The sequence below is a fragment of the Gilliamella sp. W8126 genome (genome assembly GCF_016102185.1).
Lineage (GTDB): Bacteria > Pseudomonadota > Gammaproteobacteria > Enterobacterales > Orbaceae > Gilliamella > Gilliamella apis_A.
This window is the reverse complement of sequence record NZ_JACFPE010000001.1, coordinates 312,597-338,997: the sequence shown is the minus strand read 5'-3', so window position 1 is coordinate 338,997 and position 26,401 is coordinate 312,597. Positions and strand designations below refer to the sequence as shown.

Sequence of the window (26,401 nt, the reverse complement as noted above, 5' to 3'; positions counted from 1 at the left end):
CGCTTGCAATATAATGCAAGCGATAGATTAAAAGATTATTTTAATGATGCTAATTGTGTTTCAATATTGTTCTTGAGCTCATCTAATAATGCATAACGATTGCGATACTCAGAACGCTTTTTACTGGCAACCTCTTCCAGTGATTTGCGGTTAATCTGGTTTGGCAATATAAATAACGATCTTGAATCTTGCTTACCATCAATAGTTAACCAAAAATCATCATAATCAGATAAGATCCTTTCTTGTCGGCTATTATAACGCCAGTTGTTGTAGACATGAGTTTTATTGCCCACCGCAATAATTTGTTCAAGTTGATAATAACCAGCAATAATTAACGCTGCCTCAACCGCAACACGTTTAGGAAAAAGCCCATAGCACTGTTTTGTTGCCTGTTGTACTCGAGTTCGAGCTTCATGATGCCCTGTTCCTTGTAAGCCGGAAATAAAAAGTGTCGACTTTTGTTGATATTGCGCGATAGTAAAAGTTAACGTCGCTAAATCAATACCATCATTATCATAAAAATAGAGGCTGAGTTCCCCTTCCCGAGCATATTTATTACGTGCTTGCATCGCAATTTTTATATTGGCGTCATTTTTTGCCCTAATACTGGCTAATTCAAAAGGGATATCTAAGTTATAGAAGGCTTTTGTCATGCTATCAGGACGATTAGCTAAAAAATCATAATGATAAGCTAATGCCTCGTACCGTTCTTGTTGGCTCAAACATGAAGCTAAATAAGGTCGTTGTAGTTTACAAGGTAAATTAGTTTGGCATGATAAATAGTAACCAAGTAACTTGTATTGTCTTAATTTATCTAATAATTTAAGCGTAATAGGACTTAAAAATAGAGTTCGAAAAAAAAATTTATAACGATAAGTCGGTTTAAGCCATAATTCGTTAAGCGGTAATTTACCTGAACAAAGCCAGTTAAAAAGTTGCCATTTACTTTTAGGCTGGGACATATTCGTAATATTATTCATAAGCAGAAAAAGTATTCGTATTGGTTAATATAAAAGAGTTATATGTGGTTAAATTATAAATTATCAATTAGATATTTATGATTATTTTCAAATTTAAGGCACCATTTCAACGTAAGTGCCTAAGAGTACAACACAACCCAAAGCAACGCAACCCTTATGGTGTTATGTCATCGCTTTAGCAATAAAAAACGGTGAACTAAGTCACCGTTTTATTAAATAACATCGTTTATAAAAACGAATTATTGACCTTTAACTTCCTTTAAACCGTTAAATGGTGCTTTTGAACCTAAAGCTTCTTCAATACGGATTAATTGGTTGTATTTAGCAACACGGTCAGAACGGCTCATTGAACCAGTTTTGATTTGACCAGCAGCTAAACCAACAGCTAAATCAGCAATAGTTGAATCTTCAGTTTCACCTGAACGGTGAGAGATAACCGCAGTATAACCCGCATCTTTCGCCATTTTAACAGCTGCGATAGATTCAGTTAAAGTACCAATTTGGTTAACTTTAACTAGGATTGAGTTAGCGATACCTTTCTCAATACCTTGTTTGAAGATTTTAGTGTTAGTTACAAATAGATCATCACCAACTAATTGAATTTTGTCACCTAATGCTTTAGTTTGGTATGCCCAACCTTCCCAATCGCTTTCATCTAAACCATCTTCGATAGATACGATTGGATATTGTTCAGTTAAACCTTCTAGATAGTGAGTAAATTCTTGAGCAGTGAACTCTTTATTACCTTCACCTTTTAATACGTATTTACCTGTTTCTTTGTTATAGAATTCAGAAGCTGCACAGTCCATCGCTAAAGTAATGTCTTTACCTAATACATAACCAGCTTTTTCAACTGCTTCTTTGATGCAAGCTAATGCTTCAGCATTTGAACCTAAGTTAGGAGCAAAACCACCTTCATCACCAACAGCAGTGTTCATACCTTTATCATGAAGAACTTTTGCTAAGTTGTGGAATACTTCAGAACCCATACGGATTGCTTCACGAACAGTTTTAGCACCAACTGGTTGAATCATAAATTCTTGTAAGTCGATGTTATTATCAGCGTGTTCACCACCATTGATGATGTTCATCATTGGTAATGGCATAGAGTATTGACCTGGAGTACCATTAAGATCAGCGATATGTTGATAAAGTGGTACGCCTTTAGCTGCAGCTGCAGCTTTAGCTGTAGCTAAAGATACAGCTAGAATTGAGTTAGCACCTAAGTTTGATTTGAAATCAGTACCGTCTAAGTCAAGCATGACTTGGTCGATAGCTGCTTGATCTAACGCATCTTTACCAACAACTGCTTTAGCAATTGGGCCATTTACGTTTTCAACAGCTTTAAGTACGCCTTTACCTAAAAAGCGAGATTTGTCACCATCACGAAGTTCTAATGCTTCACGTGAACCTGTTGATGCTCCTGATGGAACGATTGCAAGACCAACGAAACCACCTTCTAAATGAACTTCAGCTTCAACAGTTGGGTTACCACGAGAGTCGATGACTTCACGACCATGTACTTTAACGATTTTTGCCATGTTATTTTCCTCTATATGACAGATATGTAACTATAATGTAAATATAAACTATTTTTGCTGCTGATCTTGATGATCTTTGGCAGCTTTAATAAAACTACTAAATAATGGATGTCCATCACGTGGTGTTGAAGTGAATTCCGGATGGAATTGACACGCAACAAACCATGGATGATCAGGAATTTCAATGATTTCTACTAGTTTTTTATCAGTTGATAATCCTGTTACTTTTAATCCAGCTTTAACCACTTCTGGTAATAAATTGTTGTTAACTTCATAACGATGGCGATGACGTTCGGTAATCGATTCTTTTTTGTACATACCTGCAACTAATGAATTAGGCTCTAAATGACAAATTTGTGAACCTAAACGCATAGTACCACCTAGATCACTATCTTCACTGCGCTGAACCACTTTTCCTGATTCATCGCTCCATTCAGTAATTAATGCGATTACTGGGTTTGCGCAATCTTTAACAAACTCTGTTGAATTAGCATCTTTGATGCCGGCAACATTACGAGCATATTCAATTAATGCTACTTGTAAACCAAGACAAATACCTAAGTAAGGGATCTTGTTTTCACGAGCATAACGTGCAGCCATAATTTTACCTTCAACTCCACGATAGCCAAAGCCACCAGGAATTAATATTGCATCTAAATCTTGTAATAATTCAGTGCCTCGTGATTCAAGATCTTCTGAATCAATATAACGAATATGTACAGTTAAACGATTCTTTAAACCACCATGTTTTAATGCTTCATTAACTGATTTATAAGCATCAGGTAACGCAATATATTTACCAACCATACCAATGGTCACTTCACCAACTGGGTTGGCTTCTTCATAAATCACTTGTTCCCATTCAGATAGATCCGCTTCTTTACATTCAAGATGGAAGCGATTGCAAACAAAAGTATCTAAATTTTGTGATTTTAATAATGCAGGGATCTTATAAATAGAATCAACATCTTTAAGTGAAATCACCGCACGCTCAGGCACATTACAAAATAGCGCAATTTTAGCTCTTTCATTGGCTGGAATAATGCGATCTGAACGACAAATTAAGACATCCGGTTGAATACCAATTGATAATAACTCTTTCACTGAGTGTTGCGTTGGTTTAGTTTTAACTTCACCAGATGATGCAAGATAAGGAACTAAAGTTAAATGCATAAACAAAGTATGTTCACGACCAACATCTACCGCTAATTGACGAATAGCTTCCAAAAATGGTAATGATTCAATATCACCAACAGTACCACCAACTTCAACGATAGCGACATCGTAACCTTTTGCACCATCAATAACACGATCTTTAATCGCATTAGTAATATGAGGGATAACTTGAACTGTTGCGCCTAAATAATCACCACGACGTTCTTTTCGCAAAACATCAGAATAAATACGTCCAGTGGTAAAATTGTTTTTTCGGCTCATTTTGGTGCGAATAAAACGCTCATAATGCCCCAAATCAAGATCGGTTTCGGCACCGTCTTCAGTCACAAAAACTTCACCATGTTGAATTGGACTCATTGTTCCCGGATCGACATTGATGTAGGGATCAAGTTTTAGCATGGTGACTTTTAAATTGCGGGCTTCTAAAATTGCAGCTAAAGATGCTGCGGCAATGCCTTTACCTAAAGAAGAAACGACACCGCCTGTTACAAAAATATAATTCGTGACCATTAATACCAGACCATTATTAATTTAGTTGAACAATATAACATAAGTTTAAACCATAAAAACTAATGCAATATATGATGAATCAGACGGGAAAATAGTATAACAGAATATGGCTTAGCTCACAATTGAATAATTATGTTTAATCGATAAGTTACTCTCTTCGCCTACTAATTTGGTATCTATTATTTCAGTAACCTATCTAATATTAATCCCCAACCATTGAATGGTTTTTTAAAATTTTATCACTATAATTAGAAATAATTTTTTCAAGTCGTAATTGATTGGCAGCTTTTTTCCAAATAAACAAAGTACAATTAATTAAGGTGATTAAGATAACAAATAGAAACACAAAATTGTTGATCAAAATCGGTGATAAAAATGAAAACAACTGATTTTTATCAATACTATAGATAGGATCTGTTGAAATAGTTAGTTTTGAAACTGTTCCATTATGGTAACTCACATTAGTGACTACACCTGTAATTTTTAAGTTAGCATTATTTCCCATTAAAATACCATTATAATAATCAAGTTGTTCTTTGAAAATTTCATTATTATATTTGTAATTATAATTTTTATCATAGAGTGGGATCAATTTAGTAAATTGTAAACTAAGGTTATTTTCATCATTTTGCAGCATTGCTACTTTTTCTTTAGCATCAAAGATAAAATGTTTAAGAATATTTTTTCGATATTGAGCAATTAGTTGGACAATATTTTGCGCCGAGTTTAAATTTACTATTTTTTGAATGTTGTAATGCGATTTCGCATAAGCCACCACGTCAGACCAATTGTTTAAATCAACACCACTTATCTCTGACAGTAAATTGGCTAGACTGTTTTTAATTTGGTCACAAGGTTCAAGGTTTAGATGTTTACAACTGTCATCAAAGGTTGGAATAGCTGTCTCAATATTATAGATTTTTATCAATTCAACTATATTTTTGTTTTTCGTGTATTGTTTGTATTTTGGATTATTCCTATATTTGGAGTCATTCTCTAAACGCTGATTTAAATATTTGTTGGCTAACGCAGTCATTACAATAACTTCTGAATCTTTTGTAATTCTTAAAATATTGCTATCATAAATCGCTTGTGTTGATTGAGGCCATGAAGAAAAAAGATTAAGTTTTGTACTGCCTATTGGATTGGTATTAACAAATATTTTATTACATTGAGAATGATCTTCATTTTCATTTTGAATATCACACGAGACACTTGATAAATCGAGATTAACCCGATCCATAAATTGAATGGCTATTTTCTTTAAGTTAGTTTTATCATCAATGTTCCAAATAGTGGCTTGTGAGGTTAATTGCTGATAGCTAAAATCAAATTTTTCACCGGCATTGGTAAAATAGTAAATTAATACAACCAATATTAATCCTGTAATAGCCAATTTAACATTATGCTTGATAAATTTTGGTGCACCATAATTTTCCACTTCTTCACTTATTGATAAATAGCCGCCATAACTGAGTAATTTTCGAGAATTAATGTCAACCTCCATATCAATTGGAGTTTCACTTTTATTTGATATGAACATTCTCCAGTGTTCGGGAGTGTTAACATAAAAGTATGATTCAATACCCAATTTTTGCGCTTTGATATGGTTGACATATTCAGTAGGTATTTCTCGTTTTATATGCGATACTATCATAGCTAATATAAAGCATATGATTGAGAAAAATGCCAACAATAGCGATTGAAAATGCTCTAAAACCAATAACCCCATCACACCTAATACAAACAAAAAAATCATTAATTTTCCGGAGTTACTTTGGTCTTCCATTGCAATTTCAAATTGATTTTTTTCTCTTTTGTTAACAATCTCAAAAGGCGGTGTCTTTTCTGATTCTTCTGTTAGAAGTTGGGTAATGGTTTCATTTGACTTTTCAGCGCTACTCAAACCAATAGGTTTCAAATTGCCGGTCTGCCAATAATCTTCAATTTGCCCCTCTTTTCGACCAGATAGATTTAGACCTGCTTCCAATAACTCACAAGTGTTTATTTTAACGACAATGGCATAACTTTTAGTAAACACAACTTCAGCGGTATTGATATAGTCAGACTTATTTTTAGGTAGTTCGCTATCAAAACTATCACGAAGACCTAAAATACGGTAAGACATATTGTAAGGAAAGAATAACCGTATATAACCCATCTTGTAATAGTAATTATTATTTTGTTTATCTGGATAATCTTTTTCAATATACGCTTTAATTCTCATGACATCATAATTGATTAATGAACTTTGCCATTGATAAGGAGGAGGAATATGATCTTCATTATCAAGATAAGGTTGAAGAAGAAGAATTTCTTCTTCAGTTAACTGTCGAATAGCATTTTCACGAATAAAAGGATCAATTTCGGCTTGCTTTTTTTGGGAAAGTTTATCTAGTTCTTTTTGAGTCAAGATACCTATGCGTAGCACCAAGAAAGCAAGAGCTGGAATAACGATAAAACAGATAATATTTGCTAACATACTATTGATATCTTCTTAATTTAAGACCTTTTAATAAAGATTAATACCTAAATTAACCTATCTTGATAATATTTAATAATTTCTTTAGAACGATTTCGATTAATTCTCGTTTTCTGAACTAGTTTTACAGCATTAATCGTAGCAATTAAAGTCATCATAACAAACATAATAACATTAATAATAATCAATAAATTTGATGATAACTGTTGATTTTCGTCCAAATTATAATGATGATTTGCGTTCACTTTCAGACCAGAAATACTCTGTGTTTCAAGATTATGTCTATCAGAATTTTCAACCTTGTGATAAAGAATATCACTTACCGAACCAACGATATTAATATTCGCAGGGATATTATTGTTTAAAATAGCAAAATAATAATTAATATAACCATTTTCATCGAATCTCATCGATTTACTCATTACTAATGGAGCCATGTCAACATAGCTTTGATTGGTTAATGTAATTTTTACACCGTTGTCAGATTGATATTTAGAAATGACATTCACCAATTCACTTTGAAGTTCTGATTTAAATGGTTCAAGCGCCTGTTTGAGGCTATGCATTCTGCGGGTTTCGACTATTTCACTAAAATCAGGATTTTTTGTAGACTCAGTCAATAAATCATCCCATGTAATATTTGCCTTGCTCCTACTGGTATCAAACAAATGAGTCAGATTGTATTTGACATTGTCACATTCTTTAACCGGTAAAATCTTACAAACCTTATCAATATCAATTACCATTTGACCAATACTTTCTATTTTAGAAAATGAATTTTTAACATAACGTCCATCATTTGAACTGCGGTTAAGCATATCAACATATAGGCTTTGTACATTTTGAAAACGCAACATTTCCGTATCGACCACGTCATCAACAAATTTTGTATCAAAAATATGTTTTAATGAACCTTCGATGGCCATGACATTATTTTCCTTCAAAGCCATTGGTTCATTATTGATAAAGAAGTTATGACATTGATAGTCTTCGTTTAAATCATTGACATCACATGACGTATTATTGATGGTGATATTCACCATGTCACCCGGCTTGATATCACTATTTTTTAAAGTGGTGAAATCTTTAATTTGCAGATTTTCAGATTGTTGACTGTAATATTGATAAGCAAAATAACCATTATTAACTGGATCAGTATAATAATAGAGAATAGCAGATAGAATTCCGCCAATCACGAATAAAATCTTATTTCTTGAAACTAGCTTTGGTGGTCCAAATTGCTCTACTTCATTATTAATGGATAAAGTCTGACCATAGCGAAGTAATTTTTTATTATCATTACTGATAACCATTTCAGTCGCGAGATCTGAAGTCTCAGGAATAAAATTTAACCAATACTTGGGATATTCTAAAACCATGAGATTTCCTACCTCTATGGAACAAGTGTTAGGATCTTTATCATAAATTTTTGCTTTAACGACGGATACTTGCTGTGGGTTTAAATAATCTTTAGGTTTATACCAAGCAAAAAAGGCAGCTGCGCCGAGACAAATTAATATTAAAATAGATATCTGATCATTTTCTCCCAACCATGAGCGTATCAAGAGAACCGTAGCTAAAATTAAGCAAAGCGATGTCAACCAACCAAGGCTATGTTTACGACGTATAGCAGCTTCAAATTGAGTTTCTTCACGTTGATAGAGGAGTTTATAGTAATTTTTTGATGCTTCTAAATAAGCCTGATTATTATCTAGATTTTTACTATCATTATAAATGCTGAGTGATTCAACATCAGAAGAATTAATACCATCTTGACGATGGGTAGTATTGTGTTCTTCAAAGAATTCATTGTCAAAAATCTTTTCTTTAGATTTAGTTTGCTTTACATCTCTAAATAAATATTCCTCATTTGGATCATAATTTTCAAATGCTGTTTTGATATCATAATCATTTACTTTAATAACGATCCCATAATGTTTGGTAAATACAACTTCAAAAATATTTGATTCATCAATATACATATCCATATTATATGGAAAGAATATTTCAATATTATCGACATCATAATAATAGGCGATTTCTTCTGTGTTGCTATAAAGACTTTTACGAGTACAAGTACCAAGTAAATACGATACTTTGTTATCAATCAAGGATGATTGAAAATTATAAGGATAAACTGCTAATTTACTAGTTAGAAAGGGTTGTAACAATTCTAGTTCTTCATCGGTTAAATCTCTTATTTGTTCACGTTGTCTTATATGATTATTTAAAATATTCTTATTGATACTACGATCACTTTTATAAAGAAACCAACTAATTAATCCAAAAATTAAAATACCTATTTTAAAAACTAAATACAAATCCATTGTTATTCCACAAGCTGAAATTATTGATTATTTTTATAACAAAAAATGAAAATTTAATCCTGTCGTTATTAATGTCTAGCCATAGTAATGTACTACTCTATCCGAATAATATTTGGTGATTAGTTTAATACGACGTTGATTAAATATAATTTTATAAAGTAGTGTGGTCCCATTAATTAATGCTACTGCTGCCATAATAATGAACATAATAATATCAATAATAACTGGCGACGTTAATGAAAATAGTTTTTCTGAATCAACCTTATAATAATCTTTAACATTAAGCTTAAGTTGTGAAATGCTACCATCTTCGCGATAGCTAATATCGCCTACTAGTCCAATCAAATTAATTGCATCATTTGCATTAGCTTCATTAGTTAAAATTTTATAGTAATAATCTAATGATAATTTCAAATCTTCCTTAGAAGATGCATTTTCAATACTATCTGATTGAGCTATTTGAATATAACTATTTTCTATTAATACAATTTCAACTCCTAAGCCATTAAATTGATAATTATAAACAACATTTTTCAATTCATATAAAATATCTTTTTTAATCTTATCAATATAAGGGATAAATTCTTTAATTTTTGATATTTCTATTGATTTTGAAAAATTTGGATTAAGTTCAGCTTCAGTAACTAATTTAGTCCATTCTGTTTCATCATAATTTCCTTTATTAGTATATAATTGAATTAATTTATATTTAACCGTTTCACATTCAATTTCAAGGATGTTACAAATTTTATCAATATCAATAACCATCTGTCCCATATTTTTCAAACTTAAATAAGATTCACCTTTATAAACTAGCATTCGGAGCGTATTTGGATCTATCACTGCATCAATGAATTTTTCATCAAATACTTTGTTTATAGTATTAAACAAAAGCATAAATTGATTATCCTCATTTCCCAGTGGCTTATCCTTGATAGCCAAGTGATGACATTTAGTGTCAATATTTTTATTTCTCTCTTTAATATCACATGAAGTACCGTTGATAGAGATGTTAATAAGATCCCCTCGCTTAATATCACTATTATTTAAGCTGGTTAAATCATTGATTTGCCAATTTTGTAATTGATGGCTGTAATATCGATAAGCTAAAAAACTATTGTTAATTGGATTAGAAAAAATATAGAAGACGATTGCCAATATTAACCCTAGAAAAAATAAAGCGTTATTGCGAAAAACAAATTTTGGTGGTCCGAATTGTTGTACTTCCCGATGAATTGATAAAATATTCCCACAACGCAGTAATGTATTAATATTACCTCTGATGTCCATTTCGGTGGTTGTTTTTGATACTTCAGGTAGAAAACGTGACCAATACTTTGGATAACCTATATTCGTTTTATGATCGACAATTAAGGTGTGAGATTTAGAATTTTTATTGAAAGTATTAACCTTAATGGTTTTCACTTGTTGTGGTTTTGATTTTAGCTTAGATTTATGCAAAGCAAAAAATACAGCTACAACAAAACATATTATAATTTTGATCAGAGTAGATAATATTTGATCATTTTCAGCTAACCATTCACGAATAAAAAGAATAGTTGCAAATAATAAACAAAATGAAGTTAATATGCCATAGTTGCTTAGATTGCGAGATTTTAATTCCAATGGTGTTTCTTCACGTGTAGACAAAGTTTTATAATCAACTTTTACGTCATTATTTACTGAAGCGAAATCAGCATTCTTAGGAGCTGTCTCTGATTTTGGAACATTAGTCGTTTTTATTCTATTAGGATCATAATTGTCAAAAGCAAACTGAATACCACAATTGTTGACATTAACTACATATGCATATGTGTTCGTAAAAACAACTTCAACAACATTATATTTTGAAAGATACATATCTAAATCATACGGAAAGAAAAGATTGATATTATTAATTTCATAGTAATAACGATTTTTGTTGTCTTCGGTGATTACCATATTACGAATACAAGCACCTTTTATTATCGATACTTTGCAATCAATTAACGGTTGGAGTTTATAAGGTCGAACAGATATTTTATGGCTTGTAAAAGGTTCTAATAGTTTTAATTCTTCATTAGTTAAATCTCTATATGACTCACGTTTTGCAATAAAATCTTTTATTTTTTTCTTATTTTTTTTAAGATTTTTGCGATCACGTCTTACAGCAAAGTAACCAAAAATGAAAATGAGTATAAATGCAAACACAATTACACCGGAGAAGATATTAAATATCATCACGATCCAAAATAATGCATCCAACATTCTTTATTTCCCTATAATATCGCGAATGTTAAAAAATCGACAACTATATCATTTGTTTGATATTTATCCAATATTTTTTCAAAATTTATTTAATATTATTATATATTTAAAAAAAGGCGCTTAATGCGCCTTTTATTTTATTTAGAAGATCATTTATTTAACCGTTTTTTCGCTGCGAGATAAACCAATGATCCCTGAACGAACAATTTCAACTATATTGCAGGTTTCACGAATTGAAGCTAAGAATGACTCTAATTTTTCACTAGTACCTGATAATTGGACAATATAATGAGTTGCTGTCACATCAACAATCGAACCTCTAAAGATATCAGCACAACGTTTAACTTCATCACGTGCATCAGAATTTTTAGCTACAACTTTAACTAGCATGATTTCTCGTTCAACGTGTGGACCTTCAGTGAGATCATTAACACGATAAACATTAACTAATTTATGTAGTTGCTTTTGGATCTGTTCGAGCACATGTTCATCACCAGATGTTTGAATTGTCATTCGACTCATTGTTGGATCTTCAGTTTGTGCTGTAGTAATGGATTCAATATTAAACCCACGCTGTGAAAATAAACCAATAATTCGTGACAATGCACCTGGTTCATTTTCAGTTAAAATTGATAATATATAACGCATTAGGTTCTCTCCGTTTTACTAAGCCACATCTCATTCATTGCACCACCGCGAATTTGCATTGGATAAACATGTTCTGTCGCATCAGTCATGACATCAATAAAAACTAAACGATCTTTTATCGAAAGCGCTTTTTTCAGTTTAGGTTCCAGATCTTCTCGTTTATTAATCACCATACCAACATGACCATAAGCTTCGGCAATTTTGGCAAAATCAGGTAATGATTCCATATAAGATGATGAATGACGGCCAGCATATATCATATCTTGCCATTGTTTAACCATGCCTAAAAAACGGTTGTTAAGATTTAAAACGATAACAGGTAAACCATATTGCAAAGCAGTTGAAAGCTCTTGAATATTCATCTGAATACTACCATCACCGGTTACGCAAACTACATGTTTTTTAGGAAATGCTAATTTAACTCCCAATGCAGCAGGTAAACCAAAGCCCATAGTGCCAAGACCGCCAGAAGTAATAAAGTGACGAGGTTTATCAAATGGGTAGTAAAGTGCAGTAAACATTTGATGTTGTCCGACATCGGTTGCAATATAAGCATCACCTTTAGTTAATTTATATAAAACCTCAATGGCTTCTTGTGGCTTAATACTTTCACCTTCATGACGATAAGCAAGGCATTTACGAGCTCGCCAATGTTCAATCTGTTTCCACCAATCAACTAATGCATCTAGATCACGTTGAACACTAAGATCTTTAAGTTGTGTTAACATTGTTTCAACAACTTGTTTTGCATCACCAACCACTGGAATAGTTGCCGATACGGTTTTCGATATAGACGTTGGATCAATATCAATATGAATAATTTTGGCTTTTGGACAATATTTTTCAATATTGTTGGTCGTTCTATCGTCAAAACGAACACCAATAGCAAAAATAACATCAGCATTATGCATTGCCATATTGGCTTCATAGACACCATGCATACCAATCATGCCTAAATATTTTTTATCGGTTCCGGGAAAAGCACTAATGCCCATTAATGTTGAAGTCACCGGTAGATTGAGTTTATCAGCTAGTGATTTAACCACATTACTAGCGTCAGCACTAATTACCCCACCACCAATATATAACACAGGTTTTTTAGCTGCTAATAAAGTAGTTAAGGCTTTTTTAATTTGCCCTTTATGCCCTTGTGTCGTTGGATTATAAGATCGCATTGTCACTGATTTTGGATAATTATAATTATATTTGTTAGCTGGATTAACAATATCCTTCGGCAAATCAATAACAACTGGTCCAGGGCGCCCAGTAGAGGCAATATAAAACGCTTTTTTGATTGTTTCTGGAATATCTTTACTATCTTTAATTAAAAAACTATGTTTGACAATTGGGCGCGAAATTCCAACCATATCACACTCTTGGAAGGCATCATTACCAATTAAATTACTCGCTACTTGGCCAGATAAAATTACCATTGGCACGGAATCCATATAGGCCGTTGCGATACCTGTAATAGTATTAGTTGCCCCTGGACCTGAAGTAACAAGTACCACACCAACATCACCAGTTGCTCTGGCATAACCATCAGCCATATGTACTGCAGCTTGCTCGTGACGAACTAAAATATGTTCAATACCACCTAAGGTATGAATTGCATCATAGATATCCAAAACACTACCACCTGGATAACCAAATATCTGCTTAACTCCCTGATCAATCAGTGACTGAATGACCATTTCTGCGCCTGACAGTTTTGCCATGGTTGTTGCCTCCATTTATAACTAATTTGTCATTTTTAATTTATTTTGCATGAACTAATACAGAAAATCAATAAAGTCAATAATATGTGCGGTATACTTATTATTTTTGGATACTAGGCCTCATTTTTGAAAGAAATAACTTGTAAATATTCTATTAATCGATTTTAATTGGATTAATGTCAATTTTTAATTGATGATAAATGATATCCTTATGATTATTAAGAGTTATTTATTATTATTTTTTGTTTGTTTTTTTATGCATGACTTATGCTAGTCATTTTGTACTAGAGTCCTTTATATTAAAAAGGTGTTTTTAATGAACAATTCTTATTGTAAACCAACTTCCCTATCTGATTGGCAATTAGTCAAAGTATCAGGTACTGACAATCGTACATTTTTACAAGGACAAGTGACTGCTGATATTAATCATCTTAATGAACATACAGCATTATTTGCAGCACATTGTGATGCAAAAGGACGGATGTGGAGTAATTTAATATTATTTCAACGAGGAGCAGATATTTTTTATATTGTGCGTAAAACGGTTGCTGAAAAACAAATTGCTGCTCTAAAAAAATATGCCGTTTTTTCAAAAGTGACAATTGAACCCGTTGTAGATCTTAGTCTAATTGGCTTAGAAAATAATGCCATTGAACAATCAATTATTGCGGAGCTTGGTGACAATAGTTGCATTACCAAAGATGATATAACTTATATCAAAATCCCATTACCTGAAATGCGGCTGATAAAAGTCTCGAATGAACCATTACCAACCGACTCACAAACTGCAGATCATTGGTTAAAACTTGATTTAGAAGCTGGTTATGCGATTATTGATGAACCAAATATTGAAAGTCTTTTACCACAAGCTTGTAACTTACAGCATTATAATGCTATCAGTTTTGATAAAGGCTGTTATTGTGGACAAGAGATGGTAGCTAGAGCACAATTTCGAGGCGCAAATAACCGTGGACTTTATCTGTTAGTTGGAAAAAGCAAAGCTTTGCCAATAATTGGTGACAAACTTGAATATGAACTTGACGGTAATTGGCGAGAAGGAGGTCAAGTATTAGCTGCATTAAAACTTGACGAAGATGATGAAATCTATGTACAAGTCGTTTTAGCCAATGGCATTGATATTGAAACAAACTTCCGTGTTAAGGGCCAATCAGATAGTCTGTTAAATTTCTAATGGTTCTGAACCAATAATATTAATTAAGCTGGAATAAATCTATTCCAGCTGATTGAAATTCACTGTCCTAATTCTTGCTGAACAATTTCGATAAAATAGTGCGCACCGGTTGTTAGAATTTCATCATTAAAATTATATGAAGGATTATGAACATTTGTGCCTTCACCTGCACCAATTTTAATATAAGATCCAGGTATTTTTTGCAACATGAAGGCAAAATCTTCTGATCCCATTGTTGGAGGTGAATCCACAATAATCTTATCATCACCGACAATTTTTTGTGCAGCTTTAACGGCAATATCAGCTTGTTTAGCATGATTAATGGTTGCTGGATAACGTCGCTGATAATCAATCTCTGCTTTGGTATTGAAGGTTAAAGCAATACCTGTCGAAATATGTTTAATTCGCTCTTCTGCTAAATCTTGATCTGCAGCACTTAATGCTCTAACTGTACCACGAATTACTGCGTGTTGTGGCAGTACATTCCAAGTATCGCCGCTGTGAATCTGTGTCACACTGATAACCAATGAATCAATCGGATTGAGATTACGACTAACAATCGTCTGTAAACTATTCACAATTGTGGTGGCAGTTAAAATCGTTTCTTTGCCTAAATGTGGTGCGGCAGCATGAGCACCCACCCCTGTTATTTTGATTTCAAAAACATCATAAGATGCCATCACAGCACCATGATTAATTAAAAAATGGTTTAATGCTAGATTAGGTTGATTATGCATACCATAAACAGCTTCAATAGGAAATTTATTAAATAAACCATTTTCAACCATAACTCTGCCACCACCTTCGTTTTCTTCAGCCGGTTGGAAAATAACCACAACTGTACCAGAAAAATCTCGATGGATGCTTAAGTATTTTGCTACACCTAATAAAGTTGCCGTATGGCCATCATGACCGCAGGCATGCATTTTGCCTGGAATAGTTGAACAGTAATCAATATCATTTTCTTCAATAATATCTAATGCATCTATATCGGCACGTAATGCAATAGTTCGACCTTCATTTTTACCATGAATAATGCCTACTACTCCTGTTGGCGCAAAATCTGTATATAGTTCAGTAATACCAAATGATTTTAATTTTTCGGTAATAAACTCGGTAGTTTGTTTTTCTTCAAAAGCAGTTTCTGGATGAGCATGAATATAATGACGCCATTCAGTCATTTCATCTTTTAATGCGTTAATTCTATTAGCAATAATATTCGTCATTGATCATTCCTTAATTAATCACTTAACTACAAATCTGAAAGAGTTAATTGCACTATAACGTTTATTGAAAGTGAATATAAATAACCATTTTTACTAACCTTATCGTTTTTAGTTATAAGTAAAGTTTGACAACAAAATCACAAACCAATAAGAAAATAACTATTTAAAATCATTTAAGATAGAAACAAAAAAATTGTTCAATTTAAGTAGAGAATAAAATACCCTGAGATTAATAAAAAGGGACCAAAAGCGATTAATTCATCACTTTTTTTAAATAGATATTTTGAGAAAGCGTAATAGATGATAGCCAACGTCGATGCGATGATTAACATTAATGGCAATAACTGATAAGGCAACCACGCACCTAAAGCAGCAATTAACTTTATATCACCACCACCTAATCCTTGTTTACTTGTAATACAAAAAAAGATGATTGCCGGTAATTTAAGCATTAAATAACCAAACAAAATACCTACTAGAGCATCGTTGATATTAAGTGAAGATAGATTAAAGTAAGCTATTATCAATCCACTCCACATTAATGGTTGAGTTAAAAAATCTGGCAATAATAAGTAGTTAATATCAATTAGTGCTAACAACAAAAAAATAACGACAAGTAACATAAGTAAAGCACATCTAAAATTTAGCCCCTTATCCAAATAAATCAGCAAAAATAATATTGCTATAGTTAGCTCAAAAATAACATAACTATTGGCTATTTTATGGTAACAATAATAACAACGTCTTTTTAACATCAACCATGACAATACAGGAATTAGCTGCCAAGCACTAAGTTTGTGATGACAATTCTGGCATGAGGAGCGAGGAATAGTAATAGCTAACAAATATTCATATAAAGACTGCATAGGTAAATAACGATAATAAGCGACTCGCAAAAAACTACCAATAGCAAGTCCGACGCAAAAAAAGAGTATTGCCATTAACTGATCACGTCCGCCATTTGGAATATTGGCAAATATATCGCAATAATCAAACTGCCGATTATTGTAGCTAAAATTAGCATTAATGAAGGTTCAAATGCTTTGACTAGATTGTCAGTTAAAGTTTGATTTTGTTGTTGATAGTAAAGAGTAATATTATCCAACATAATATCTAATGAACCAGACTCTTCACCGGCATGAACTAGTTGCACACAAAGCTTCGGTAAAGCGGGATAGCTAGCTAACATTTGACTAAAGCTATTCCCCTGTTCAATCCCCGTCATAATTTGCTTGATGATATTACGGTAATAAAAATTACTTATAGTTTTAGACGAGGCGGTTAATCCTGTCAAAAGTGGGATACCTGCTTGCTGAGTTATTGCTAATGTATGAAAAATTTGCATTAGACATTGAGATTGGATTATTGGACCAATTAAAGGAAGCTTTAGTTTATACTTATCTATAATAAGCTGATAACGTACTATAACAACATAATAAAAAAACAAATAACATAACGTAATAGCTAATAGTATAAATAATCCCTCTTGTTTAACATTATTGGTTATATCAATCACTAGTTGTGTAAAATAAGGTAACTCGGCATCAAAACTTTGATAAATATCGGCAAATTTTGGTAGTACAATAAATATCATAACCATAATCACTAGTACCGATACAAATAATAAAAACAATGGATAACGCAGCGCTTTCTTAATCTGATCTTGTATTGATAATGATCTTTCAAGATGACAGGTTAATTGTTCAAAACTCTCTTCTAATCTTCCGGTCAATTCACCAATGGCAATAATTTCACAATAAAGCTCCGAAAATACTGAATGATGCTGTTTTAAAGCAATCGATAGTGATTCACCTTTGGTTATCTGTTGACTAATATCGGTTAACAGATATTGCCATTGCACTTTAGGTTGCTCATCAATCAGTAATCGTAAGCTCTCTACAATTGATAATCCAGCTTTTAACATTGTGGCTAACTGTTTAGTTATAATGAGCAGTTCGCTAAGTTTAAAACTTTTTGAGGTAATTAAGTTACCGGAATCAATTTTAATCGCAAGTTGGCCTTCTAATAACAATTTTCTTCGCACATCTTGCTTAGATATGGCAATAATCTTATTTTGATGAAAATTAATATCATACCAATAATAGAGTCGCTTCATGCATTATCTCCAAACTATCACTCAATTATTACCTAAAACACGATTTAATTCCGCCAGTGTAGTAATGCCTTGTCGAACAAGCTTATTACCTACTTGCCTAAGTGTTACCATATTTTTTGAAACAATCGGTTGGTTGGTTAAAATCTGCTGTTGTACTTGTGGTGTGATAATTAACAGTTCATATAAGCCTATCCGCCCTAAATAACCACCCACACATTTTTCACAGCCCATGGCGATAAAATGTGGTGAAGGTTCGTTATTTATCAATGTAAGCTCACTAGCTACCACTTTACAATATTGGCACAATTTACGAACTAATCGTTGAGCAATGACTAGTTTTAAACTGGATGATAACAGGTAATTTTTAATACCCATTTGATTTAAACGGATGATAGCCTCAATACTAGAATTAGTGTGTAGGGTTGATAACACTAAATGCCCAGTTTGCGCTGCTTGAATTGCAATCTCAGCTGTTTCAGGATCACGAATTTCACCAATCATCATCACATCAGGATCTTGACGCAAAAAGGCTCGTAATATCACAGAAAAACTTAAACCAGCCTTAAGATTAACTGCAGTTTGATTAATACCATCTAATGGAATTTCGATCGGATCTTCAACACTACAAATATTACATTTAGGTTTATTTAACCGTTTTAAAGCACTATATAACGTCATAGTTTTGCCACTGCCTGTCGGCCCTGTTACCAAAATCAAGCCTTGCGGATAATCCAATATTTGCTTGAAGGTTAATAGATCTTCCCCTGTTAATCCTAAATCATCGATACTCAGTTCGGAGTCATGATTATCCATAACTCGTAATACAATCTTTTCACCATTGAGGACAGGCAAAGTAGCTATACGCATTGCATAATTATTGATCACTAGTTGACCATCTTGCGGAAGCCGTTGTTGAGCAATATTTAAATTGGCCATAATCTTTAGTCTAGCTGCAATCTGTTTAGCTAACATTAACGACGGTGTTAGCATATTTTGCAAAACGCCATCAATTCTCATGCGAATTCGATAATAATGTTGATAAGGCTCAAAATGAATATCAGATGCCCGCTTATCCAATGCTGAAAGCAATAATTTGTCGAGGCTTTCGACGAGATTCTCTTCTTGCATAGCGGTTATCCTATTAGCAATATTAATCACAATTAAAATTTAAAAATATCTTCACAAGCTGTAGTTAAAGTTGGATCTGGTGGATTGGTTTGACATGTTCTTGACCAATCTAAATTACCTAATTTAGCATTTAAAATAGGTGTTAAAGTTACTGTTAAACTTGATAAAGCGCTTTTACCTACTAAAGTTATCACCCCATTAGAGACATTAATTGACGTCACATAATTGGTCGTTCTCGTCGTTGGTACACCGTTATTACCACTGCTACATTTGCTTAAAGCGCCTTGCTCTATAGTGCAAATTTCAATTGCTGTTTTATATGCAGTCATTGATTGCAGCATATCGGTTAAGGCTGCTTTTTTTATATAACCTTGATAAGCAGGTAAACCGATAGCAGTTAAAATTGCTATTACGACAATAGCGATCATTAATTCAAATAGAGTAAATCCAGATTGGCATTGCATAATAGCCTCACAAATCAAATAATTGTTTGATAGTGTGACTTTATAGCTAATTCAAAAAATGAAATAATATACAGAGAGAATTTTAGAACTTGAAATACAAAATGATCACCACAATCATCATGGTGGTAATCAAAATTGTGAAACAGATCGAAATATAGAGCAAATCTAAATGTATCGGAGCTATTATGCCTTTAAAAATTGTTGATGGTTGGATTAAAAATATTAAGCAAATAAAATCGCCTTATTATAATGACCGTCCAGAAGATCAACCCATCTCATTACTGGTTATTCATAATATTAGCCTACCACCTAAGCAATATGGCGGTCCTTATGTTGAACAACTCTTTACAGGTAAATTAGACCCAAACGCGCACCCCTATTTTGCTGAAATTTATCAATTACAGGTATCAAGCCATTTGTTTATAAGACGTGATGGTGAAATTATTCAATTTGTCCCTTTTGATAAACGGGCCTGGCATGCAGGCAAATCTATTTTTGCAGGCAAGGAAAATTGTAATGATTTCTCAATTGGTATTGAAATGGAAGGTTGCGATACTGAAAACTTTACCGAAATACAATATCAACAACTAGCCATAGTAACCAAATTACTACAACAAACCTATCCAATTAAACATATTACTGGCCATAGTGATATTGCCCCAACAAGGAAAACAGATCCAGGACCTTATTTTGATTGGCAGTATTATCGATCACTAATTAATCATCATAAACAAATAGATTTAATAACTACTCAATTAAGATTGATTAGAGATGAATTACAAAGATTGACACTTTGGCAACCTTCGCCACCAGTAGCAGAGGCGTTCTTGAGTGAACAACCATTTGCGCTTGATACCATGCAACCTTATGAATGGTTACAGTGGATATTTATCCCTCGAATGCAAGCGTTGATTGATGCTAATGCTGAATTACCAAAATTTGCCCTTCATCCTTATTTTGAAGAAGCATTTAAACAGCAAGAAATAAATGTTAATGACTTATTAGCATTGATAAAACAACTTGATGAATTATCAACTAACCAAAGAGTGAATGACTGAGGGTATTTTATCAAAAAAACAGCCACAAAAATGTGGCTGTAGTATAAAATAAATTAATTATTATTCATAAGTCGGCGATATTCATTCACCGCTTGCTGATGGTTGCTATAAGTACTACTGAACGTATGCCCACCGGTTCCATTAGCAACAAAAAACAGATATTTGGTTTTTGCCGGATGAGCTGCCGCTTCAAGCGATGCCAAACTAGGCATAGCAATCGGTGTCGGTGGCAAGCCTTCAATTACATAGGTATTATAAGGATTATTAGTATCAGTCAAATCAATACGCCTAATCGTTCCTGTATAATTCTCACCCAAACCGTAAATAATGGTTGGATCCGTTTGTAACTTCATATTAGCTTTTAAGCGGTTAACAAAAACAGAGGCAACGTTTGCTCGTTCTGAACTGATTCCAGTCTCTTTTTCAATAATTGAAGCAATAATCAACAATTCATAAGGGGATTTATAAGGTAGATCACTATCACGATTGTCCCATACTTTTTGTAGATTCGTCTTCATAGTTAAATATGCACGTTTCAAAATATTGATATCAAGACTATCAGCTGTATATTGATAAGTATCAGGTGATAACCAACCTTCTAATGGGCCATCAATGCCTAACAACTTGGCAATTTCATCATGAGACTTACCCGTTAATGTTTGCTGAATATAAGGCGTGTTACTAAGCACATTTAACCAATCTTTTGCTCGCTTTCCTTCAACAAATTGCACATAAAAACTACTTTCTTTACCAGAGACAAGTAATTTTAAAAACTCTTCAACTGTCATATGAGGATGCAATTGATAAGTACCAGCTTTAATAGAGCTTAATGAAGGATCGAGTTTATATAAATACGGAAGCAAGTAAGCTTGTTGCATCAAATTACTACTCTTTACTTGCTCAACTAATTGATGTAATGAGGTTCCTTTTTTTAATACAAACATTTGATTATCCGTAGTGATATTCATATGTTGTTGAGAAAACTGCTGTAAAAAATAGTAACCAATACCTAGTGAACCACCACCAATTAAAACTAACGCCAGAAATGTGTATATAAATAATTTTTTAATCATAACTTAATCTTTATAACGAATTTTTGCGCGTGCAGTTAAGCGCGTTAATAACTCATAAGCACTAATTCCTGTGTGCTTGGCAATTTGTTCAATAGGTAACTCTTTGCCCCAAAAAATAACTTCATCTCCCGGTTTGTCTTGGCTATTTTGACCTAAATCTACCACAATCATATCCATTGAAACACGACCAACAATAGGTACAATTCGCCCGTTAACACTTACCGGTGTATTTGCTGGAATACCTCGAGGATACCCATCACCATATCCCATTGCCACAACACCTAAAATGGTGTCACTTTTACTAGTCCAAGTTTGTCCATAACCAACTGATTGCCCTTTCAGATGTTTACGAACCGTGATTAATTCCGATTTAAGTGTCATAGCTGGTTCAAGATCTATCACTTGCTCAGTAAAAGGTGAAACTCCATATAAAGCAATACCAAGTCGAATCATATTACGATGAGAATTAGGCCAGGCGAGTATACCACCTGATGCAGCTATTGATTGCTGGCTACCCACTAAATTCGCATCAAGAGAATGAATAAACTCATCAAACAGGGTCATTTGTTTATTGGTTTGTGTTGAACTTAATTCATCAGCACTACTAAAATGGCTAATAATATTGATTGGTTGACGAATAACATTACAGTTGGCTAATCGATTAAATTCTGTTACAGCCTCATCAAGATGAAAGCCTAAGCGATGCATACCTGTATCAATTTTGAACCAAGCTGTGATTTCATTTGCAAACGGAATGGTATATAATGCATCAATTTGCCAACTAGAATGAATGACTGGTTGTAGATTGAAATCCAGTAAATCATTAATATCATCGTGAGGAAAAAAGCCTTCTAAAAGTACAATGGAACTGCGAATACCGGATTGACGTAACGCTATCGCTTCAGAAATACGTGCAACGCCAAAACAGTCAACCCTATCCTCAACTAACTTAGCTACATCTTCCATACCGTGACCATAAGCATTTGCTTTGACTACAGCCATTAATGTGCTATCGGGAGATTTTTCCCTAAAAAATTCAATATTATGTATAATCGATTTACAATTCACTTCTACAACAGCAATAGACATTTTATAAAACCTAACATATAAATGAAGCTTCTATTGTAAAATTTGTTACCAATAATCACAATTAAAAAATCGGTAATTTACAAGATTTTGTTTGAATAAATTGAATGATAATAAAAAATTGATTTCGTGATAATAATAAGTAATATATTGTTAAATATTGATAATTTTCAACCCAAAAATCTTTATCCCGCAAAATTTTGATAAAAGTTATAAACTAATTTTTTTGTAATTGTTGTTTGATACTTTCTATAAAATTTTCCATGATAATTGGCAAACAATTTCCTCTTTGCCATTTGTGTAAAAATTTCAATTGTTGTTGGGTTAGCTGAATATTATAAAATATAGGGCTTGCCAAACTATCATTCATCGCGCTAGTTAACTGTCGCTGTAATATTTTTTCTTGTTTTTTTAGAGAATTTCCATCGTGATTAGCATTTTTCTTGTTAATATTTTTTATATATTTTGAATCTGAATCTAAACTTAATATCTGCTCAAACCAATCTTGATAATTAGATAATTCAAAATTTCCCTTTAATTCATAACCCCACTCTGTTTTAACTGCATGGGGTAATCTCTGCTTAATTTGCATTTTAGGGAACGCACAAAAAACTATCTGTTGATTATTAAGTTTTTTAACCATATTGGTTATAACTTTTAATTCTTGATGATAATATTGACTTAAAATATACGCTGATTGATTATAGGCTCTAAAAAAGATACCTTCTTCAATTAAACTTAAATAATTATGTCGTTGGGATATAATTAATTTTTCTTCTATAAACATGTCTGTTTTTTACTCAAATTTTTCGGCGGTGTATCGCTATGCGCTACTTCGCCGGTACTAAAAATTACTGTTCGCGGGCGCTTTGCGCTTGCGAACAGAATTCATTAAACATATTATTTTTAATAAATAAATTTATTTTATATGTTTTTTAATGGTTAATATTTCAAACATAACTTTTTTCAATTTATATTTTTATTACCAATATTTATCACCATACTTCGATGCTTCAAATAAAAAACTATTTAACACAACCTATCATATTAGAACTTTTACCAATTACTTAAATAATAATTCCATTCATATTCTTGTATTATCTCAATATCCAATTTCATCAAATTAATGAACTCTATGATATTTCAGCAAATCAACCTTTACAAATAACATAATGTGCATTTGTATCAACTCCAACTCCGACGTCGCCAAGATATAAACCTATCCTAAAATGAGCTGAGTTATCTCCAGAAAGAGCCCCCCAATATTCTGAAGTCCAATATAATTGATCTGCCCAATTTGATTGAGGATAATTTTTTGGGCTTATTGGTCCCCATTCACCTAATATTGTACCATCAATGGCTCGAGTAAATGCATTATATTCGTATAACCAATTTTGTGGAGCTTGATTTCTAGGAGAATTGGTAAATTCTTTTCGAGTTAGTAATCTGCAATAGTTAGACGCATTGGTCCAATTATATGACCAATTATAAGGTATAACCCAATTACTTCTTGGATCAAAACTATAGTCAAGTTTAATTGAAGTGTTTTTCTTATATGTTGCTCTAACCGTAACTTTTCCCAATGGTTTATCTTTTAATGTAATAAAACCCATTGCATCAATTGAAACATTATTTCCAGGATTAGCCACTATACTATAACTATAATCACGCTGCGCTCCGCTCATAAGTAACTGAAATTTTGCACCGGGAAATCCACTAGTTGGAAATAATTTTCCAGTTAAAGTGTTAGTGACCTTATATCCATAATCAGGTACATAATCACTAGTATATCCTCCACCATTTCTTACATGAGGTTTAGAATCTTTTTTTATATTCCACCAATTCTTATTGCTATCAAAACTAAAATCATTATCTTGGTTATTGGTTAACCATTGCATTTCTGGTGATATAATAGTTGAGTTAGGTTTGGCATAACAAATTTGCGGTTTTGCAGCAATTTGGTATACTTTCTTTATTGTCACGAAATCACTTTCTCGTGGTATTCCATATTGTGAAATGGCTTGTGCTTGATTGCTTATCTCTAATCTTAACGGCATTGGATAACCACTTCCACAACCAATTATCTTATTTTTATCTTTATCGGGTATTTTAACCCCATTCGCATCAAACCATTGCCAATAAGTTGTTGTCATCAAAAACGGTTGAATAGGATCGATATTATCTCCATCTACATCTTGATAATTCTTTTGATTGTCTAATGATTGATAACTAAATAGCTTTACAACAAAATGATTAAAGGTTAAATTGCCATCAAACTCTTTTATTTCACCTTCTCTTATATTGCCTGTTGATTCACTATAAAATACACCATTTACTGTAAAACCATGTTTATCTGCAGCTATTTTAGCATTAACCAATTCGGGAGCATTACCTCGGATAATATTAGTTGTATGTGCCGACAAAGCATATGCTTGACTAAGGGGTAGTGAGATAAAATACATTGAAAAAATAAGCAAACACCTAGCGATTTGCGATTGTAAACTGATTAAATTTGAAGAAAAATAATTAGTTAAATTTAGAAATAGTCGAGGATAGATAAGACTTAATAAGTGTAATTTTTCTACTAAGCTAAGTAGAAAATTATGGCTGGCTGGCTGGCTGGCTGGCTGGCTGGCTGGCTGGCTGGCTGGCTGGCTGGCTGGCTGGCTGGCTGGCTGGCTGGCTGGCCTCTAAACAACTGTATTTTAACATATTTTCAATCCTTTGTAATATATCTTTTTGTTTTATTTAAAAAACAAAATAATAACTTTAAAATTATAAAGAAGTTCCCTTAATTTGGCAAACACTGTCTAAGTACATTTTGTTAAGATATGTAAGTTGAAAATGGCAATACTACATCTAGTCGATTAAAGAAAAAGCTTTAAATTAAATGAAAACATCTTCAAAAAGATAGAAAATTGGCAATTATTCGTCCATAAAAACCCCTTTCCTCAACTTTTTTGATTAAAAAGTTAACCGTTTTTAAATTAAACTCTCGCGTCTCTTGTTTGCTGTCTTTTGTGATTAACTGTTATAATTGATTTTTACTATTTCTTATTTGGGAATAAAGCTATGTATATTATTTATGGCATTAAAAATTGTAATACCATGAAAAAAGCATTTACTTGGCTTGATGAGCATCAAATTAATTATCAATTTCATAATTATAAAACTGATGGTTTATCAGCAGAACTATTAAACGATTTATTAAAATTAGTTGATTGGCAAAGTTTACTAAATACTCGAGGTACAACTTGGCGTAAACTGGATGAAGCACTGCGCGATCAAATTGATAATCAAGATGCTGCAATTAAAATTATGTTAGCCAACCCATCAATTTTAAAACGACCATTGCTTATTGATGGTAAACAAGCATTATTAGGCTTTTCTGAAGAAAGCTATTCACAATTTGTTAAACCTTAACAATAA

At 32.7% G+C, this 26,401-nt stretch carries 20 protein-coding genes; 3 read left to right on the top strand and 17 right to left on the bottom strand.

Annotation, left to right across the window (positions count from 1 at the left end; genetic code table 11):
* Nucleotides 1–35: 35 nt before the first annotated feature.
* The 8 genes from H3S74_RS01475 to ilvI all read right to left on the bottom strand — a co-directional run bounded on the left by H3S74_RS01475 (nucleotide 36) and on the right by ilvI (nucleotide 13,629).
* On the bottom strand, nucleotides 36–980 hold the full coding sequence (locus H3S74_RS01475) for a VirK/YbjX family protein (protein ID WP_198247030.1): 945 nt from the start codon (nucleotides 978–980) through the stop codon (nucleotides 36–38).
* A gap of 239 nt (nucleotides 981–1,219) precedes the next feature.
* The gene (gene eno / locus H3S74_RS01470) at nucleotides 1,220–2,521 is read right to left on the bottom strand and encodes a phosphopyruvate hydratase (protein ID WP_110448150.1); all 1,302 of its coding nucleotides are present in this window, start codon (nucleotides 2,519–2,521) and stop codon (nucleotides 1,220–1,222) included.
* 48 nt (nucleotides 2,522–2,569) lie between these two features.
* Nucleotides 2,570–4,207 (bottom strand): glutamine hydrolyzing CTP synthase, encoded by a 1,638-nt coding sequence (gene pyrG, locus H3S74_RS01465; protein WP_086364110.1) that lies wholly within the window; start codon nucleotides 4,205–4,207, stop codon nucleotides 2,570–2,572.
* A 202-nt stretch (nucleotides 4,208–4,409) separates the two neighbouring features.
* Complete coding sequence (locus tag H3S74_RS01460) at nucleotides 4,410–6,689, bottom strand: intracellular growth attenuator family protein (RefSeq protein WP_198247029.1); 2,280 nt, start codon at nucleotides 6,687–6,689, stop codon at nucleotides 4,410–4,412.
* A gap of 47 nt (nucleotides 6,690–6,736) precedes the next feature.
* Nucleotides 6,737–9,016 (bottom strand): IgaA/UmoB family intracellular growth attenuator, encoded by a 2,280-nt coding sequence (locus H3S74_RS01455; protein WP_198247028.1) that lies wholly within the window; start codon nucleotides 9,014–9,016, stop codon nucleotides 6,737–6,739.
* Nucleotides 9,017–9,091: 75 nt separating this feature from the next.
* Nucleotides 9,092–11,263, bottom strand: a complete 2,172-nt coding sequence (locus H3S74_RS01450) for an IgaA/UmoB family intracellular growth attenuator (protein WP_198247027.1) — start codon at nucleotides 11,261–11,263, stop codon at nucleotides 9,092–9,094.
* 153 nt (nucleotides 11,264–11,416) lie between these two features.
* The gene (gene ilvN / locus H3S74_RS01445) at nucleotides 11,417–11,911 is read right to left on the bottom strand and encodes an acetolactate synthase small subunit (protein ID WP_198247026.1); all 495 of its coding nucleotides are present in this window, start codon (nucleotides 11,909–11,911) and stop codon (nucleotides 11,417–11,419) included.
* On the bottom strand, nucleotides 11,911–13,629 hold the full coding sequence (gene ilvI, locus H3S74_RS01440; protein WP_198247025.1) for an acetolactate synthase 3 large subunit: 1,719 nt from the start codon (nucleotides 13,627–13,629) through the stop codon (nucleotides 11,911–11,913). Before ilvI ends, ilvN begins: the two co-directional genes overlap by 1 nt.
* A 316-nt stretch (nucleotides 13,630–13,945) precedes the next feature.
* Here ilvI and ygfZ point away from each other — a divergent pair, with 316 nt between their 5' ends.
* Entirely contained in the window at nucleotides 13,946–14,821 is an 876-nt protein-coding gene (gene ygfZ / locus H3S74_RS01435) for a tRNA-modifying protein YgfZ (RefSeq protein WP_198247024.1), read from the top strand.
* Between the two features lie 59 nt (nucleotides 14,822–14,880).
* On the opposite strand, the gene H3S74_RS01430 is transcribed toward ygfZ, so the two are convergent.
* The 5 genes from H3S74_RS01430 to ppdD all read right to left on the bottom strand — a co-directional run bounded on the left by H3S74_RS01430 (nucleotide 14,881) and on the right by ppdD (nucleotide 19,755).
* Nucleotides 14,881–16,047, bottom strand: a complete 1,167-nt coding sequence (locus H3S74_RS01430; protein ID WP_198247023.1) for a M20 aminoacylase family protein — start codon at nucleotides 16,045–16,047, stop codon at nucleotides 14,881–14,883.
* A gap of 197 nt (nucleotides 16,048–16,244) precedes the next feature.
* The gene (locus H3S74_RS01425; protein WP_198247022.1) at nucleotides 16,245–16,988 is read right to left on the bottom strand and encodes an A24 family peptidase; all 744 of its coding nucleotides are present in this window, start codon (nucleotides 16,986–16,988) and stop codon (nucleotides 16,245–16,247) included.
* Nucleotides 16,988–18,163 carry a type II secretion system F family protein gene (locus H3S74_RS01420; protein ID WP_198247021.1) on the bottom strand — a complete coding sequence of 392 codons (1,176 nt, stop codon included), beginning with the start codon at nucleotides 18,161–18,163 and terminating at the stop codon, nucleotides 16,988–16,990. Before H3S74_RS01420 ends, H3S74_RS01425 begins: the two co-directional genes overlap by 1 nt.
* 21 nt (nucleotides 18,164–18,184) lie before the next feature.
* Complete coding sequence (locus H3S74_RS01415) at nucleotides 18,185–19,291, bottom strand: ATPase, T2SS/T4P/T4SS family (protein WP_198221681.1); 1,107 nt, start codon at nucleotides 19,289–19,291, stop codon at nucleotides 18,185–18,187.
* A 32-nt stretch (nucleotides 19,292–19,323) separates the two neighbouring features.
* Nucleotides 19,324–19,755, bottom strand: a complete 432-nt coding sequence (gene ppdD, locus H3S74_RS01410; protein ID WP_198221684.1) for a prepilin peptidase-dependent pilin — start codon at nucleotides 19,753–19,755, stop codon at nucleotides 19,324–19,326.
* Between the two features lie 185 nt (nucleotides 19,756–19,940).
* On the opposite strand from ppdD, the gene ampD reads away from it, so the two are divergent.
* The gene (gene ampD, locus H3S74_RS01405; protein WP_198247020.1) at nucleotides 19,941–20,813 is read left to right on the top strand and encodes a 1,6-anhydro-N-acetylmuramyl-L-alanine amidase AmpD; all 873 of its coding nucleotides are present in this window, start codon (nucleotides 19,941–19,943) and stop codon (nucleotides 20,811–20,813) included.
* A gap of 53 nt (nucleotides 20,814–20,866) precedes the next feature.
* Here ampD and mltG read toward each other — a convergent pair whose 3' ends face one another.
* The 4 genes from mltG to H3S74_RS01385 all read right to left on the bottom strand — a co-directional run bounded on the left by mltG (nucleotide 20,867) and on the right by H3S74_RS01385 (nucleotide 25,395).
* A complete protein-coding gene (gene mltG / locus H3S74_RS01400; RefSeq protein WP_198199486.1) occupies nucleotides 20,867–21,886 on the bottom strand; it encodes an endolytic transglycosylase MltG in 1,020 nt (339 codons plus the stop codon).
* Between the two features lie 3 nt (nucleotides 21,887–21,889).
* Complete coding sequence (gene alr / locus H3S74_RS01395) at nucleotides 21,890–22,975, bottom strand: alanine racemase (RefSeq protein ID WP_198247019.1); 1,086 nt, start codon at nucleotides 22,973–22,975, stop codon at nucleotides 21,890–21,892.
* A gap of 214 nt (nucleotides 22,976–23,189) precedes the next feature.
* Complete coding sequence (locus H3S74_RS01390) at nucleotides 23,190–23,759, bottom strand: hypothetical protein (protein ID WP_198247018.1); 570 nt, start codon at nucleotides 23,757–23,759, stop codon at nucleotides 23,190–23,192.
* Nucleotides 23,760–24,123: 364 nt separating this feature from the next.
* A complete protein-coding gene (locus H3S74_RS01385) occupies nucleotides 24,124–25,395 on the bottom strand; it encodes a hypothetical protein (protein WP_198221694.1) in 1,272 nt (423 codons plus the stop codon).
* A 649-nt stretch (nucleotides 25,396–26,044) separates the two neighbouring features.
* Here H3S74_RS01385 and H3S74_RS01380 point away from each other — a divergent pair.
* The gene (locus tag H3S74_RS01380; RefSeq protein ID WP_198247017.1) at nucleotides 26,045–26,395 is read left to right on the top strand and encodes an ArsC family reductase; all 351 of its coding nucleotides are present in this window, start codon (nucleotides 26,045–26,047) and stop codon (nucleotides 26,393–26,395) included.
* Nucleotides 26,396–26,401 lie beyond the last annotated feature (6 nt).